Annotated in this window: 8 protein-coding genes; all 8 read left to right on the top strand. The window is 36.0% G+C overall.

Annotated features, from left to right (window positions below; genetic code table 11):
• Window positions 1–12: 12 nt before the first annotated feature.
• The 8 genes from ACFSC2_RS17405 (at window position 13) to ACFSC2_RS17370 (ending at window position 16,905) form a co-directional block, all read left to right on the top strand.
• The gene (locus ACFSC2_RS17405; protein WP_379815610.1) at window positions 13–1,038 is read left to right on the top strand and encodes a N(4)-(beta-N-acetylglucosaminyl)-L-asparaginase; all 1,026 of its coding nucleotides are present in this window, start codon (window positions 13–15) and stop codon (window positions 1,036–1,038) included.
• 241 nt (window positions 1,039–1,279) lie between these two features.
• The gene (locus tag ACFSC2_RS17400; RefSeq protein WP_379815609.1) at window positions 1,280–3,592 is read left to right on the top strand and encodes a beta-N-acetylhexosaminidase; all 2,313 of its coding nucleotides are present in this window, start codon (window positions 1,280–1,282) and stop codon (window positions 3,590–3,592) included.
• A 40-nt stretch (window positions 3,593–3,632) separates the two neighbouring features.
• Window positions 3,633–5,483, top strand: coding sequence for a glycoside hydrolase family 35 protein (locus tag ACFSC2_RS17395; protein ID WP_379815608.1), 1,851 nt, complete (start codon window positions 3,633–3,635; stop codon window positions 5,481–5,483).
• Window positions 5,484–5,539: 56 nt separating this feature from the next.
• Window positions 5,540–7,024 carry an alpha-L-fucosidase gene (locus ACFSC2_RS17390; protein ID WP_379815607.1) on the top strand — a complete coding sequence of 495 codons (1,485 nt, stop codon included), beginning with the start codon at window positions 5,540–5,542 and terminating at the stop codon, window positions 7,022–7,024.
• 11 nt (window positions 7,025–7,035) lie between these two features.
• The gene (locus ACFSC2_RS17385) at window positions 7,036–9,279 is read left to right on the top strand and encodes a GH92 family glycosyl hydrolase (protein WP_379815606.1); all 2,244 of its coding nucleotides are present in this window, start codon (window positions 7,036–7,038) and stop codon (window positions 9,277–9,279) included.
• A 12-nt stretch (window positions 9,280–9,291) separates the two neighbouring features.
• Window positions 9,292–11,952, top strand: a complete 2,661-nt coding sequence (locus ACFSC2_RS17380; protein ID WP_379815605.1) for a glycoside hydrolase family 3 N-terminal domain-containing protein — start codon at window positions 9,292–9,294, stop codon at window positions 11,950–11,952.
• Between the two features lie 263 nt (window positions 11,953–12,215).
• Window positions 12,216–15,302, top strand: a complete 3,087-nt coding sequence (locus tag ACFSC2_RS17375; RefSeq protein WP_379815604.1) for a SusC/RagA family TonB-linked outer membrane protein — start codon at window positions 12,216–12,218, stop codon at window positions 15,300–15,302.
• A gap of 16 nt (window positions 15,303–15,318) precedes the next feature.
• On the top strand, window positions 15,319–16,905 hold the full coding sequence (locus ACFSC2_RS17370; RefSeq protein WP_379815603.1) for a SusD/RagB family nutrient-binding outer membrane lipoprotein: 1,587 nt from the start codon (window positions 15,319–15,321) through the stop codon (window positions 16,903–16,905).
• Window positions 16,906–17,127 lie beyond the last annotated feature (222 nt).

Raw genomic sequence — 17,127 nt, 5'->3', positions numbered from 1 at the left:
ACAAAAAACCACATGTCAAATAGAAGAGATTTTATCAAGAAAACTGCTTTAGGCACCTTAGCCGTAAGTTCTGTTTTGGGTGTAAGCGGATTTGCTGCAAATCATGAAAAGGAAAATGAAGTTGAAGAAGTAAAAGAAAAAAAACAGCAGAAACCCATTATTATTTCGACATGGAATCACGGTCTTCCTGCTAATAAAGAATCTTGGAAAAACTTAAAAGAAGGAAAACCAGCTCTAGACGCTATCGAAGCCGGAATGAAAATTCCTGAAGCCGATCCGAATGTGCGCAGCGTTGGTTACGGCGGCTATCCAGATCGTGAAGGAAAAGTAACGCTTGATGCCTGCATCATGGATCATAACAGTAATTGCGGTTCTGTTTGTTTTTTACAAGGAATTAAACACCCAATTTCTGTTGCTAAAAGAGTATTGCAAAATACGCCTCACGTTATGCTAGCGGGACAAGGCGCATTACAATTTGCTTTATCAGAAGGATTTAAAGAAGAAAATTTACTAACTCCAGAATCTGAGAAAGACTGGAAAAAATGGCTGGAAGATTCTAAATACAAACCGGTTATCAATATAGAGAACCACGATACTATAAGCATGCTAATGTTAGACCAGGAAGGTAATCTTTCTGGTGGTTGTACCACCAGTGGTGCAGCTTGGAAAATGCACGGTCGCGTCGGTGACTCCCCAATAATCGGCGCGGGTCTTTTCCTAGATAACGAAGTAGGTGCTGCAGCGGCAACTGGCTTAGGTGAAGCTGTAATTAGAACTGCTGGAAGTGCCATGGTGGTCGAATTAATGCGTCAGGGAAAATCTCCTTACGATGCATGCAAAGAAATTACAGAACGTATTTACAATAAACATAAAAACCACAAAGACATGGAATACCTGCAGGTTGGTTTCATCGCTTTGAACAAAAACGGTGAATATGCAGGTTACAGCCTAAGATCTGGTTTCAATTTTGCCGTTTCTGATGATGTAAAAGGTCACAGAATGGAAGATGCGAAATTTAAAATGTCTTGGGATAAATAAATCTTTGAGTGATTTTTTAAACACATAGAAACATAGATTTTGTTGCGTTTAAAGTCGTTTCACTCAGAATAAATAACATAGTGACGTAGAACTTTGACAAAGTTTTACCACACAGTTTTGTCATCCTGAGGGACGAAGGATCACACCAGAAACTCCACAAAGATTGGCGAGTTACTGTGAGGAATTACGAGTGTGATCCTTCGTTCCTCAGGATGACAAACAAAAAACCAAAAAACAAAGAATGAAAAAATTACTATTCCTACTAACCCTAATCACTTCAGTTTTCTCGGCTAACGCACAGAAAGTTTACACAGAAAGTGATATTCATATCATTCCGAAACCGAGTCAGACTTTTATTAAAAGTGGTGTTTTCGAATTTACAAAAGACACGAAATTTGTCGTAAACAGCGATTTTCAGAAAGATGCGGCAAATGCTTTGGCTTCAAAATTTGAAACTGCTGCAGGATGGAAACCAGAAGTAATGACGAAAGCTCCTGCAAGCAATTATATTTTACTGAAAACAGATGCGAACTTAAAAAATGAAGCATACGTTTTAGATGTAAATCCAACGAATATTGTTATTTCTGCTAAAGGAAACAACGGTTTTTTATATGGCTTAGAAAGCATTAGACAATTACTTCCAGAAGCGATTGAAAGCAAATTTGCGATTACTTCTGCAAAATGGCAGATTCCGAGTTTGACTATTACAGATGAACCACGTTTCAAATGGAGAGGTTTAATGTTGGATTTATCGCGTCATTTCTTCGATAAAAATTATATTCTGGCTACAATCGATCGTTTGGCAATGCACAAAATGAATGTTTTGCACATGCACTTAGTTGACGATCAGGGCTGGAGAATTGAAATCAAAAAATATCCAAAACTAACAGAAGTTGGTGCTTGGAGAGTAGATCAGGAAAACTTATCATGGAATGCAAGACTTCCAGTAACAGCAGATCAAAAAGGAACTTATGGCGGTTTCTTTACACAAGATGAATTAAGAGAAATTGTAAAATATGCCGCTTCAAAAGGTATCGAAGTGATTCCAGAAATCGAAATGCCGGCGCACGTTAGCAGTGCGATTGCATCTTATCCTGAATTGGCTTGTTTCGATCAGAAAATTGGAGTTCCATCAGGCGGCGTTTGGCCTTTGACTGATATTTACTGTGCAGGAAAAGAAACGACTTTTGAGTTTTTACAAAATGTAATTGATGAAGTAATTACAATATTCCCTTCAAAATACATTCATATTGGAGGTGATGAAGCAACTAAAACGAATTGGGCAAAATGTCCGCACTGCCAAAAAAGAATCAAAGACGAGCATTTAAAAGATGTTAACGAATTACAAAGCTATTTTGTAAAACGCATGGAAAAATACATCAACTCAAAAGGTAAAAAAGTAATCGGCTGGGATGAAATTTTAGAAGGCGGATTAGCTCCAGATGCGACGGTAATGAGCTGGAGAGGAATGAAAGGCGGAATTGAAGCAGCAGATCAAGGTCATGACGTAATTATGACTCCAGAATCTCCTTGTTATTTTAACTTTTACCAAGGCCCTCAAAACGAAGAACCTTTGGCTTTTGATGCTTACAATCCTTTAAGCGAAGTTTACAAATTTGATCCTGTAGTTGCTACCATGACGCCTCAGGAAGCAGCACATGTTTTAGGCGGACAAGCCAATTTATGGGCAGAACATTTAGCATTGCCAAAAGATTCTGAATACATGATTTTTCCAAGATTGGCAGCTTTATCAGAAACATTATGGAGTCCGAAAGAGAAACGCAATTGGAATGATTTTACAACGAGATTGTTTACGCTGTTAAAACGTTACGATTATATGGGAATCAATTATGCAAAAAGTGCGTATTTGGTAACCGCTTCTTCTACAGCGGATTTAGCCAATAAACAAATCAAAGTAGAATTGAAAAATGAATTTCCTAATCCAGACATTCGTTATGTTTTAGGAGATAAAAGTATCGATCACCATGCTGTAAAATACATTTCTCCAATTGAAATCAAAGAAACAACAGTTTTAAAAGCTTCTTTATTTCAAGATGAAAAACCAGTTGGAAAAACGTATACAGACACACTTGTTTTCCATAAAGGATTTGCGAAAAAAGTGAAATACTTAACGCCGTATAATTCGAATTATAAAGGAGACGCCAATACAATGGTAAACACCATTCGCGGAAGTAAAAATTTCCACGACGGACAATGGCAGGCTTGGTTGGTTAACGATATGGAATTGGTAATTGACTTAGAAAAAATAGAAAGCATTGAGCAGGTTAAACTTGGAGCTTTAGAAAGTCAGGGCGCTGGAGTTAATTTTCCAACAGAGGTTAGAGTTTTCATTTCTAATGATGGATTTAAATACTTGCAGGTTGGAAAAATTACACGTCCGTACGCTGTAAATGCAGTTCCAGAATTGAAAGATTTTAAAATTAATTTCCAAAAGCAAAATGCGCGTTTTGTAAAAGTTATTGCAAGTAACTTAAAGAAAAGTCCAAAGGGAGAAAGCTCTTGGCTGTTTGTGGATGAGATTTTAATTGATTAGCTATTAACAGATAGCTTTATAAAAGCATAATTGAAAAAAAATGAATAAGATAGTAGTAAAGCTCGGAATATTATTGATTTGCTTGATGCCGTTTTTTAATTGGGCACAAACCAAAGGATTTTCTATATCTAATGGAGAATTTCATCAAGATGGGAAAATTGTAAAAATACATTCAGGAGAAATGCACTATGAGCGTATTCCTAAAGAATATTGGAGACATAGATTGCAAATGCTTAAAGCTATGGGATTGAATACCGTGGCGACCTATGTGTTTTGGAATTATCACGAAACAGCACCAGGTGTGTGGGATTTTAAAACAGGAAATAAAGATTTAGGAGAGTTTTTACGTATTGCTAAAAGTGAAGGATTATATGTGATTCTTAGACCAGGACCGTATGCATGTGGCGAATGGGAATTTGGAGGCTATCCTTGGTGGCTGCAAAACAATCCAGATTTGGTAATTCGTACCAATAACAAAGCATTTTTGGACGCTTGCAAAACGTATCTGGAACATTTGTATGCAGTGGTAAAAGGAAACTTTGCTAATCAGGGAGGGCCAATTATTATGGTTCAGGCTGAAAATGAATTTGGGTCTTATGTTTCTCAAAGAACTGATATTAGTGCTGAAGATCATAAAGCATACAAAACTGCCATTTACAATATGCTTAAAGAAACAGGATTCCCAGAGCCTTTTTTTACTTCTGATGGTACTTGGTTGTTTGAAGGTGGTTCGGTTGAAGGTGTTTTGCCAACTGCAAATGGCGAATCAAACATAGATAATTTAAAGAAGCAGGTTGATAAATACCACAAAGGGCAAGGCCCTTACATGGTGGCAGAGTTCTATTCTGGTTGGTTGGATCATTGGGCAGAACCATTTATTAAAATTGGATCTGAGGAGATTGCAAGTCAGACCAAAAAGTACCTTGATGCAGGTGTTTCTTTCAATTATTATATGGTGCATGGCGGTACTAATTTCGGATTTACTTCTGGGGCAAATTATAATGAAGAAATGGATATTCAGCCTGATATTACAAGCTATGATTATGATGCGCCTATTAGCGAAGCAGGTTGGGCAACACCAAAATACATGGCGATACGCGACATAATGCAAAAGTATTCTAAAACAAAACTAGCATCAATTCCAGCGAAAATACCCGTTACAAAATATCCTAATCAGCTTATAAAATCCAATATGGATGTTTTAAGCTGGATAAAAAAGGAAAAGCCTGTAGTAAATGATCAGCCTTTAACATTTGAAAAATTAAATCAGGGACATGGATATGTTTTGTATCGAAAAAGATTTACGCAGCCGATTTCTGGTAAATTAAAAATTGAGGGATTGAGAGACTTTGCTACAGTTTATGTAAATGGGGTTAAAGTGGGTGAATTGAATAGAGTTTTCAAAAACTACGAGTTGGAAGTTACGATTCCTTTCAACGGTATGTTGGAAATTCTAGTTGAAAATATGGGACGTATTAATTACGGTGCCGAAATAGTTCATAATACTAAAGGAATTATTTCTCCAGTATTTTTGAATGAATTTGAAATTAGTGGTGGATGGGAAATGTATAAAATGCCGATGAATGAAGTTCCTGCTATTAAAAACGAAACGGTAAAAACTGGACGTCCTGTTTTATACGAAGCTACAGTAAACATTGATAAGCCAGCAGATACTTTTCTTGATATGACAAATTGGGGAAAAGGAATTGTATTTGTTAACGGACACAATCTTGGACGCTACTGGAAAGTAGGACCGCAACAAACGCTTTATGTGCCAGGTTGCTGGTTGAAAGCTGGTGAAAATAAGTTTGTTGTATTGGAACAGCTTAATGAAAATAACAAAACAGAATTAACTTTTACAGATCAGCCGATACTTGAAAAGTTAAATTAAGAATACCTATTAAACAAAAAACAAAAGAATAAATAAACCTAATAAATAGATTAAAGATGAAAAGAGGAATATTCATTATCGCCCTTTTATTTTCAGCTCAGATATTTGCTCAGGCGATATATGAAGATGAAAGATACGTACCAGAAACAGATCCGTTAGTATTAAAAAACCTAGACGAATGGCAAGGCAAAAAATTTGGTCTGCTAATGCACTGGGGAACTTACAGCCAGTGGGGTATTGTAGAATCTTGGTCTATTTGTCCAGAAGATTACGGCTGGTGTGAACGTAAAAAAGGAAGTAATCCATCTAATTATAATGATTATATCAAAGATTACGAAGGTTTAAGAAAAACCTTTAATCCTGTAAAATTTGATCCTGCAAAATGGGCTAAAGCGGCTAAATATGCGGGTATGAAATACATGGTTTTCACTACAAAACACCATGACGGATTTAACATGTACGATACTAAATATTCTGATTATAAAATTACGAGTAAAGATGTTCCGTTCCATACAAACCCAAAAGCAGACGTTTTAAAAGAAATTTTTAACTCTTTTAGAGGTGAAGGAATTTCTACTGGAGCTTATTTCTCTAAACCAGACTGGCATAACGAAAACTATTGGGATCCATATTTCCCTCCATTTGACAGAAACGTAAATTACGATCCGTCTTTATATCCAGAAAAATGGCAGAAATACGTTGACTTCACACACAACCAAATCTTAGAAATTTTAACGAACTACGGAAAAGTTGATATCTTATGGTTAGATGGAGGATGGGTTAGAAAAAGAGACCAAGTAAACATCAAAGAAAACTACGATGAGAAATTTACTGAAAACGAATCTAAAAACGGTTTCATCAAACACAGAGTAGTAGATCAAGATCCAAAAATGGATGAGTTGGTAATCAAAGCGCGTCAAAAACAACCAGGTTTAATTGTTGTGGATAGAGCAGTTAATGGTAAAAACCAAAACTATTTAACTCCAGAAGGACGTGTTCCTGCTAAAACATTGCCTTACCCTTGGGAATCTTGTATTCCAGCTGGTGGCGGATGGTCTTATTCTCCAGGTGCTGAATATATGACTGGAAGACAAGGTATTCACATGTTGATTGACATTGTGGCTAAAGGTGGAAACTTATTATTGAACGTTGCGCCAAGTCCAGAAGGAGAATGGGATAAAGGAGCTTACGATTTATTACAAGCTTACGGAGACTGGATGAAAGTAAACAGCACAGCGATTTACAACACCAAACCAATTGAACCTTACAAAGAAGAAAACATCTGTTTTACACAAAATAAAGCAGGAAATGTATTTGCGTTTTATTTAGCTAAAGAAGGACAAGATAAAATTCCTGCAACAGTTACAGTAAAATCTATCAGTCCTAAAAAAGGAACAAAAATTACTATGTTAGGTTCTAAAACTTCTTTAAAATGGACCAAAGAAGGAAACGGATTTAAAGTAATTATTCCAGAAAGTTTAAGAAACAATCTTCCTGCAAAAGAAGCGTGGACTTTAAAAATCGACGCCGTAAATCGATAAGAATAAAGCTTATGATTTTAAATAGAAACAATAAATTTCAAACAGCATGTATTTTTTACATGCTGTTTTTTAGCATAACCATTTTTGCGCAAGAACCTGCAGATTATGTAAATCCGTTTATTGGAACTTCCAATTATGGAGCGGCTTTTCCTGGCCCGATTGCACCACGCGGAATGGCAAGTATTAGTCCGTTTAATGTGGCTGGAGTAAAAAATACTCCGATGGAAAAAGACAGTCAATGGCTTTCGAATCCGTATGTGAATGAAAATACTTTTTTGACTGGGTTTTCTCAGGTGAATTTAAGCGGCGTTGGTTGTCCAGAATTGGGCGTTATTTTATTGATGCCAACAACTGGAAATGTAGAAATCGATCATTTAAAATACGGTTCTACTTATTCTAATGAAGTTGCAAAAGCGGCTTATTACAGCGTAAACATCGACAAGTACAAAGTAAAAGGCGAATTCACGGCTTCAAAACGAGTTGGGATTAGCAGATTCACTTTCCCGAAAGGGCAGTCTAATATTTTATTAAATCTTGGTTTAGGTTTAACAAATGAAGAAGGTGCAATGATAAAAGTAGTGTCACCCACAGAAATTGAAGGAATGCGTTCGGTTGGTTCGTTTTGTTACAACAGCCCAGAAGATGCTTACCCGGTTTATTTTGTGGCTCAATTTTCTAAACCAGCTGATAAATTCGGAGTTTGGAAAAAGCCTACGAAATATAACGGTGTTGAAGCGCAATGGATGGGTTACAACGGAAAAGCGAGAATGATGGACAATACCATTAAGACCGTTGTAGGTGATAGTATTGGAAGTTATTTTACTTATAAATTCGACAAACAAGAAACGGTTGAAGTGAAGATCGGAATTTCGTACGTAAGTATCGAAAATGCCCGTGAAAACTTAGCAAAAGAAGTGGGTAACAGATCTTTTGACGCAATTTATAAAGAAACTTACAACGAATGGAACGAAGAATTGTCTAAAATTTTGGTTGAAGGTGGTACAAAAGATGACAATACGATTTTCTATACAGCTTTGTATCATACACTAATCCATCCAAACACTTTAAATGATATTAACGGAGAATATCCAGTAATCAAAAGAAGTAAAATTGCTAAAACCAAAGATACTCGTTATACCGTATTTTCTTTATGGGATACGTATAGAAATGTACATCCGTTAATGTCTTTGGTTTATCCAAAACAGCAATCTGATATGATAAAAAGTATGTTGGATATGTTTGATGAAAACGGCTGGTTACCAAAATGGGAATTGAATTCGACTGAAACTTTTACTATGGTTGGTGATCCTGCAAGTATTGTAATTACAGATACTTACTTGAGAGGAATTCGTGATTATGATATTAATAAAGCGTATTATGCGATGTTAAAAGGAGCAGATAATACTGAAAATAATCCGCTTCGTCCGGGATTGAAAGATTATATCAAAAAAGGATATTTGACAACCGACAATAAAGGTCCCGTTTCTACGACTCAGGAATATAATATCTCAGATTATGCTATTTCGCTTATGGCCAACGAATTTGGAGACAAAGACAATGTAAAACGTTTTAAAGAACGTTCGTTATCTTATAGAAAATTATTTGATAAGAATCTGAATTTACTTCGTCCAAGAACTGCAAATGGAAATTGGTACGAACCTTTTGATCCTGCTTCTGGAGCTAATTTTGAAGAAAATGTTGGTTTTATCGAAGGAAATGCTTGGCAGTATAATTTTATGGTGCCACATGACATTAAAGGATTAATGAAATTAATGGGCGGTGAAAAACCTTTTTCAGCTCAATTGCAGAAAATCTTTGATATCAAACAATTTGATATGGCGAACGAACCAGACATCGCAAATCCATATTTATTTAATTATGTGAAAGGTGAAGAGTATAAAGCTCAGGATATGGTAAAGAAATTGGTTCACGAATATTTTAAAAATGAACCAAAAGGATTACCTGGAAATGACGATACCGGAACCATGTCGGCTTGGTTAGTATATTCGATGATGGGAATTTACCCAATTTCTCCTGGAGATCCAATTTACACCATTACAGCGCCAATGTTTCATAGAGTAACGATCAAATTAGATCCAAGATATTATAAAAAAGAAAGCATTGTAATTGAAAGACAAATCAATAATGGTGGAAAAATCAATTCGATTGAGCTAAACGGAAAATCACTTAATACTTTTTTTATTTCGCACGATGATTTTGTGAATGGAACCAAGCTTAAAGTGATTCAAAACTAAACACACACAACTATGTTACAATTAAGAATGAAAAAAACAGCCATTATTTTTGTAATGGCTGTTGGTTTCTTCAACCAGAGCCATGCCCAGCAAAAGTATCTTTACCAAGATGCCAAAGCGCCTGTTGAAGACAGAGTAAAAGACTTGTTAAGCCGTATGACACTTGAAGAAAAAGTGCGTCAGATGGATATGTATAGAGGCGATTTTTTTAAAGAAAAAGAAGATTTTGCTAAAGGTAAATCGGCTGAAAAAATCGGGAAATTAGGAATTGGAGCGATTCATGATTTGTATCCGCGTTCAGCGAAGATGATTAATGATTTGCAGACTAACGTAATCAAAGGAAACCGTTGGGGAATTCCAGCTTTAATTATGTGTGAAATGCTTCACGGATATTTAGACGAAGGAAGTACCGCTTTTCCAATGAACATCGGACTTGGGGCAACTTGGGATGTTAATGTATTGGATAAAGTGGGTAAAGTAATTGGTATGGAAGCCCGAGCTCATGGCGTTCATTTTGGTTTTGGACCAAACTTAGATTTAGGACGCGAACCAAGATGGGGAAGAGTTGCTGAAACTTTTGGAGAAGATGCTTTCTTAAACAGTGAAATTGGTTTAGCATTTATTAAAGGTTTACAAGGAGACGATTTAAAATCGGATCGTTCTATTATTGCGGAGCCAAAACACTTTGCGGTTCACGGTATTCCACAAGCGGGAGGAAATTCTTCGCCGATTTTGGTCGGAGAACGTTCGGCTCGTGAAGATCATTTGCCTTCTTTTAGAAAAGCATTTACAAAAGGCGGTGCTTTAGGAACAATGTGTGCGTATTCTGAGTTAGACGGAATTCCTTGTGCTGCAAACCATTGGTTATTGACTGATGTTTTGAGAAAAGAATGGGGTTTTAAAGGACTTGTAGTATCTGATTTAGGTGCGATTAAATACATTCAAACGACTCATAAAGTTTCTGATTCTCCAAAAGAAAGTATTAGAGAAGCGGTTTCTGCAGGAGTTGATATGCAGTTTTACGATTTTTCAAATGAGTTCTGGCAGAATACCATTATTGAATTGGTTAATGAGAAAAAATTAACTCAGGAAAATATTGATCGTGCAGCAGGAGCAGTTTTACGTTTGAAATTCTTATTAGGATTATTTGAAAATCCATTTACAGATAAAAACTTAATTAAAGAGCGTTTTCATACAAAAGAAAACCAAGCTGTTGCTTTAGAAGCGGCACAGAAATCAATGATTTTATTGAAAAATGAAAACAATATTTTACCATTAAACAAAAACCTTAAAAACATTGCAGTTATCGGACCAAACGCAAATGCTTCAAGATTGGGTGGTTATTCTCCTAAAAATAGTGTTGGTGTAACGGTTTTCGAAGGCATTCAGCAAGTGATGGGGAAAACCGCGAATGTGGTGTATGAAGAAGGTGTGCCACTGATTGTAAAAGGGCAGGCTATTCCATCTAAATATTTATTTACTTCGGACGGATCTCAAAACGGATTAAAAGGAGAATATTTTAATAACAGAAATCTTGAAGGAACTCCAGCTTTAACGCGTCTTGACAGCCAATTAGAATTTGACTGGCCTTGGGCTCCTGGAGACGGTGTAAATGTAGATGATTTTTCTATTCGTTGGACAGGTTACATTCAATCAGACAAATCATTTGACGGCTGGTTAGGTTTGAGTTCTGATGACGGAATTAGAATGTGGATTGACGATCAATTGGTTATTGACAACTGGACAAAAGGTGCTACAAGTATCGTAACAACTCCAAAAAATATTGAAGCAGGAAAGAAATACAAAGTCCGCATTGAAATGTGGGAAGGAGGCTGGGGAGCCAGAGCGCACTTGCGTTGGAACTTAGAAAAAGTAAACATGCAGCCAGCAATCGATGCCGCTAAAAAAGCAGATGTTGCGATTGTAGTTTTAGGAGAATCCAACGAATTAGTAGAAGAAAACAGAGACGTTGCTGATTTGAACTTACACGGAATACAACAAGAATTGATTGAAGCGATTCAGAAAACAGGAACTCCGGTAGTTTGTGTATTATTAAACGGACGTCCGTTATCGACAAACTGGATTGCAGATAATATTCCAGGGATTATTGAAGGATGGTTTCCAGGTGAATTTGGAGGAAGAGCCGTTGCAGATGTTTTATTCGGAGATTACAATCCGGCGGGAAGATTACCAATTACGGTTCCGAAATCAGTTGGACAGTTACCTATATATTATAATCAAAAACCTTCAGCAATTCATAAATATGTTGCAGAGAGCGAAAATCCGTTATTCAATTTTGGTTTCGGATTAAGTTATACGAAGTTTGAATATTCGAATTTGACACTTAGTTCGACTGAAATCAAAAAAGACGGCGAATTAAAAGTTAGCGTTGATGTGAAAAACGTTGGAAATTTTGATGGAGACGAAGTGGTGCAGCTTTATATTAATGACGTTTACAGCAGCGTTACAACTCCAGAAAAAACACTGAAAGGTTTCAAAAGAATTTTCATTAAAAAAGGAGAAAACAAACGTGTCGAATTTACACTTACAAAGGATGAGCTATCCCTTTGGAACAGAGAGATGAAGGAGGTTGTAGAGCCCGGAGATTTCGAAGTTATGGTCGGCGGAAATTCGGTCGATTTGATAAAAAATAAATTCAAGGTTTTGAACTAAAAATCTAAAAACGCCGAATAATATTCGGCGTTTTTGCTTTAAAAAAATGAATACAATTATAAAAGGTCGAAATCTATAAATTATATCGAGTCGAAGCCTTATAAATAAACAAGAGTTGGATTACAAATGAAAACGTTTTCTTTCAATTTTGAACCAAACATTCACCAACACCTTTTCAAAATTGTCATTTGTCGAAATTATGATTCGTTAACAAAATGTATTCTTAAGTTTAACATGTTATTAACTCTAAAAAAACAACTAATATGATTAAAGACGTACTAAAATTACTGTTGGTCATATGCCTTTTCGGATTTCAAAGTCTAGAGGCACAGACTACAGTAAAAGGAACGATAACAGATGCTGGAACGGGCAGTCCGATTCCTGGAGCAAATATTATTGTTAAGGGAACCAAAACGAGTGCATCAACAGATTTTGATGGTAAATACTCTATTAGTGTTCCAAATCAAGCAGCAGTTTTAGTTTTTACTTATGTAGGATCAGCTACAAAAGAGGTTACTGTCGGAACACAAACTACAATTAATGTAGCTTTAGGAGCAGACACACAACAATTAGGAGAAGTAGTAGTTACAGCTCTTGGTATTAAAAGAGAGAAAAAAGCAATTACGTATTCTGCACAAAACGTTTCGGTAGACGAACTTTCTGAAGCAAGATCATTAAACGTTGCCAACTCACTTTCTGGTAAAGTTGCAGGTCTTAACTTCTCTACAACTTCAAATGGTGTTGGTTCTTCTTCTAGAATTACTTTGAGAGGTAACAGATCACTTAACGGAAACAACCAGCCATTATATGTAGTAGACGGTGTGCCGATTAGTAATGGTACAACTTCTTCTAACCCTGATATTGATACAGGAGGAACTACACAGCCAGATGGTATTTCTAACATTAACCCAGAAGATATCGCTTCGATGACTGTTCTTAAAGGACCATCTGCAGCAGCACTTTACGGTTCTAGAGCATCAAATGGTGTTATCGTAATTACTACAAAATCGGGTAAAGCTGGAAAAACTTCAGTTTCGTTATCATCTAACTTTATGGCATCTTCTGCTTATAACTTGATGAATTTACAAAATGAATACGGACAAGGAACACAAGGAAACTATGTTGCAAACTCTAGCTCAAGCTGGGGAGGAAGATTAGACGGACGTCAAGTTTCTAATTGGCAGTTAGTTCGTAATCCAAATTATGCTGGACCGGCTACGCAAAGTTATACTGCACAGCCAAACAACGTAATTGATTTTTACAAAACAGGTTACAATTTAGCTAATACATTAACAGTAACTGCTGGTAATGAAAAAGCTCAAGGTTACTTCTCTTATACTAACACACGTGCTGAAGGTATTGTTGGAGGAAATGCAATGGACAGACACAATCTTAACTTAAGATTGACAAGCAAAATTACAGACAAATTATCTTTGGATGTAAAAACAAACTATATCGTTCAGGATATCGACAACTTGTTAAGAACAGGTGAGGAGTCTATCGGAACATCTGCTTATTTATTACCTCGTAGTATTGCTTATAACGATTACAAAAATTTCGAATTTTTTGATGCTGCAGGACAAAGACAAGTAAACTATTTCCTTGATGAAACTGGATCTCCGGGTGGAAACCCATTCTGGTCTGCTTTAAGAGACGATGCTCGTACAGATAAAAGAAACAGATTTATTGGTTTAGCATCTCTTAAATATCAGTTCACAAATACATTAAGTTTACAAGGTAGAGCTGGTTTAGACCAAATGACAAATAAAAACGTAAGAAACAGATATGCTACAAATGCATTTAACAGCAATATGGGTTCTTACAGCGAATCTTATGAAACTGTAAGTGAATTAAACATTGATGCTTTACTTTCTTACAATCAAAAATTCGGAGATTTTTCTATCGGACTTAATGCTGGTGCGAGTTCATTGCAACAAAGTAATTCAGCTTTAAATTCAGGTGGTGTTTTGAGTAAAAGAAATTTCTTTGCCCTAAGTAATGTTCAAACAGTTCAATCTATATCTACTGCTACAGAAAAAAGAATCAATTCTGTTTACGGATTTGGTCAAATTGGTTTCAGAAACTATTTATTCTTAGACTTAACAGCTAGAAATGACTGGTCTTCTACTTTACCACAAGATTATTTCTACCCATCTTTCGGACTTTCTGCTGTAATTTCAGATATGGTTACTTTACCAGAAGTTATTAGTTTTGCAAAAGTAAGAGCTTCTTACGCACAAGTAGGTAATGATACAGATCCTTACCAAACACAACAAAGATATTCATATATTGGTGGAAACGGCGGTATGTTATATGCACAAAGTACAAAAGCGAATCCAAACTTAAAACCAGAGATTTCTTCTTCTACAGAGTTTGGTGTAGATTTTAGATTTTTCAATAACCGTTTAGGTTTAGATGCTACTTATTTCAATACATTAACTAACAATCAAATTTTCTACATCAATACACCAGAATCTTCTACTTTTTCTAGAGCTATTGTAAATGGTGGAGATATTGAAAACAAAGGTATCGAGGTTACGCTTACAGCAACTCCAATCCAGACACAAAATTTTACTTGGGATATTACAGCAAACTATGCTTCTTATAAATCTAAAATAAAATCTATTTTAGACGGAAGAGATGAATTAGTTCTTGGTGAAGGTCGTTTAGTAAGAAGTAAAGTTGTTGCAGGTGGTGAGTATGGAGATTTATATATTAAAGGTTTCCAAAGAGATCCTTCAGGAAATATCATCGTAAACAGTGCAGGTATTCCTTTAGCAACAAACGGATTTGATGTTCGTGCTGGTAACTTTAACCCAGATTGGACTGGAGGTATCAAAAACAACTTCAAATACAAAGATTTCTCTTTAAGCTTCTTAGTTGACTTTAGAATTGGTGGTGAAGTTATTTCATACACTCAAGCTAGACAAGCTGGTTTAGGAGTTAGTGACGTTACTTTAGCAGGAAGAGAAGGCGGAATCGTTGTTCCTGGTGTTGTAGCTGTTGGAAACGGAACTTACACTCCTAATACAACAAGTATTACTGCTGAACAATACTGGACAGCAATCGGACAAAGAACTCCAATCGCAGAACCTTTTATCTATGATGCTACAAACATCAGATTAAGAGAGCTTGTATTTGGTTATTCATTACCAAAACGTATCTTAGGCGATTCAGGATTTTCAAGTATCGATTTCTCTTTAGTGGGTAGAAATTTATTCTTCTTCTTAAACGAAGCTAAGTATTTTGATCCAGAAGCGGGTGCAGGTACAGGAAACTTGCAAGGTATAGAATCTTTCAACATTCCTTCTACGAGAGAATATGGAGTTAATGTTAAATTTGGATTTTAATTAAATAAAGGATATCATGAAATATAGTTTAAAAATAAAAACATTAGGAGCTGCATTATTAGCATGTTCTATTTTGTCAAGCTGTACAGGAGATTTTGACGAAATAAACACAGATCCTAATTCATTAACAGAAGGTCAGTTAGACGCTACATTTGCAGGGCCTGCATTTGCGTCAGCATTGTACGCAGGTATTCACAACGGATCTTATTCTTCTCCAGGAGTAGATGATCAAGGTACTTGGGGTATTGCAACAGGTATTTTATCTTCAACTTTCATTCACTATTTAAATTGTGGATACGGAACAGAAAGAAATGCTTTCGTAAACGGATATGAAGGAAGAGGATGGACAAGATTTTATACTGTAGCGGTTCCTGCTTTTAACAATGCAGTAAAAGCATCCGCAGGTAATGCTGAAGCTTTGGCAGTTCTTAAAATCTGGAAAGTATTTATGTACAACCAAATGGTAGATGCTTACGGGCCAATTCCGTATACAGAAGCTGGAAATGGTAAAGAAAAAGTACCTTACGATAGTGTTGAATTTATCTACGAAGACTTTTTCAAATTGTTAGATGAAGCAAATGCAACACTTTCTTCTTCTTCTGTAACTACAGTTGCAGCTTTTCAGCCAAACGATAGAGTTTATGCTGGAAGTGTTGACAAATGGAGAGTTTTTGGAAACAGTATGAGACTTCGTTTAGCTTTAAGAATTTCTGATAAAGATCCTGCAAAAGCTAAAACTCAAGCAGAAGCTGCAGTTGCTGCAGGAGTGATGCAGACAAACGATCAAGGTGCTTTCTTTAAAGCAAGTAATATTACACCAAACAACTTAAACATGATCGTAAATAGCTGGGGTTATACTATGACCGCTTCTATGGAAAGTTTATTAGTTGGTTATAATGACCCTCGTTTAGCTAAATGGTTTGCCCCAATCGATACCGGAGTTTATAGAGGACAGCCTGTTGGAGGTTTAGAAGATCAATTTGGAACTACTAAATTCTCTGCATTTAACAATGATGTAATGGGTAACGGTGCTGCAAATAATCTTAGTGAGTCTAAAAACATCGAAATCTTTATGGCTTCTGAAAACTACTTGAGTAGAGCAGAAGGAGCTTTGAACGGATGGAACATGGGCGGAGATGCTAAAACTTTGTATGAAGCAGGGATTAGATTATCTCTTGCACAATGGGGAATTACAGATACGGCAGCGATTAATGCTTACATCGCTGGTTCTACATTACCAACTTTACCAAACGTTTTAACGGTTTATCCAACATTAGATTTACAAGATATTCCAGTAAAATTACCAGTAGCTTTTTCTACAACTGTTGCTAATCAGCGTACACAAATTGCAGTTCAAAAATACTTAGCAATTTTCCCAGAGTCTTGGGAAGCGTGGGCTGATTTAAGAAGAAGTGATGCTAAAGTAATTTACCCTGTTTTAAACACAGATAATACAGATGCTGGAGTTGGTAAATCTTTGATGAAAAGAATTATTTATGTTACAAATGAGTACTCATCAAACAAAGAAGCCGTTGATGATGGTATCGCAAAATTAGGCGGTGCAGATTCAGGTGGAACAAGACTTTGGTGGGACACAAAATAATTTATTTGGCAAGTAACGATCCACACAATCCTTACTTAAAATTCAAAAGGAGAGGCAACTCTCCTTTTGTTTTATATGGAAGTTTTATAAGTTATGAGTTATAGGATATGAATCCTAAATCATAAGTTATCTATAAAAAAAATCCGTACCAATCCGCGTCTTTACGAAGTAAATCCGTTTCATCAGCGTCTAATACAACAACAAAAGATGATTCACTCCAAA

It is taken from the genome of Flavobacterium artemisiae, from assembly GCF_042678225.1.
GTDB classification, from domain to species: Bacteria; Bacteroidota; Bacteroidia; order Flavobacteriales; family Flavobacteriaceae; genus Flavobacterium; species Flavobacterium artemisiae.
This window is presented reverse-complemented; position numbering and strand designations above follow the sequence as displayed.

What these genes read in the sequence shown, in the direction of transcription:
- ACFSC2_RS17385 (WP_379815606.1), top strand. Translation starts at nt 7,036, where the DNA reads ATGATTTTAAATAGAAACAATAAATTTCAAACAGCATGTATTTTTTAC.
- ACFSC2_RS17390 (WP_379815607.1), top strand. Translation starts at nt 5,540, where the DNA reads ATGAAAAGAGGAATATTCATTATCGCCCTTTTATTTTCAGCTCAGATA.
- ACFSC2_RS17370 (WP_379815603.1), top strand. Translation starts at nt 15,319, where the DNA reads ATGAAATATAGTTTAAAAATAAAAACATTAGGAGCTGCATTATTAGCA.
- ACFSC2_RS17395 (WP_379815608.1), top strand. Translation starts at nt 3,633, where the DNA reads ATGAATAAGATAGTAGTAAAGCTCGGAATATTATTGATTTGCTTGATG.
- ACFSC2_RS17380 (WP_379815605.1), top strand. Translation starts at nt 9,292, where the DNA reads ATGTTACAATTAAGAATGAAAAAAACAGCCATTATTTTTGTAATGGCT.
- ACFSC2_RS17375 (WP_379815604.1), top strand. Translation starts at nt 12,216, where the DNA reads ATGATTAAAGACGTACTAAAATTACTGTTGGTCATATGCCTTTTCGGA.
- ACFSC2_RS17400 (WP_379815609.1), top strand. Translation starts at nt 1,280, where the DNA reads ATGAAAAAATTACTATTCCTACTAACCCTAATCACTTCAGTTTTCTCG.
- ACFSC2_RS17405 (WP_379815610.1), top strand. Translation starts at nt 13, where the DNA reads ATGTCAAATAGAAGAGATTTTATCAAGAAAACTGCTTTAGGCACCTTA.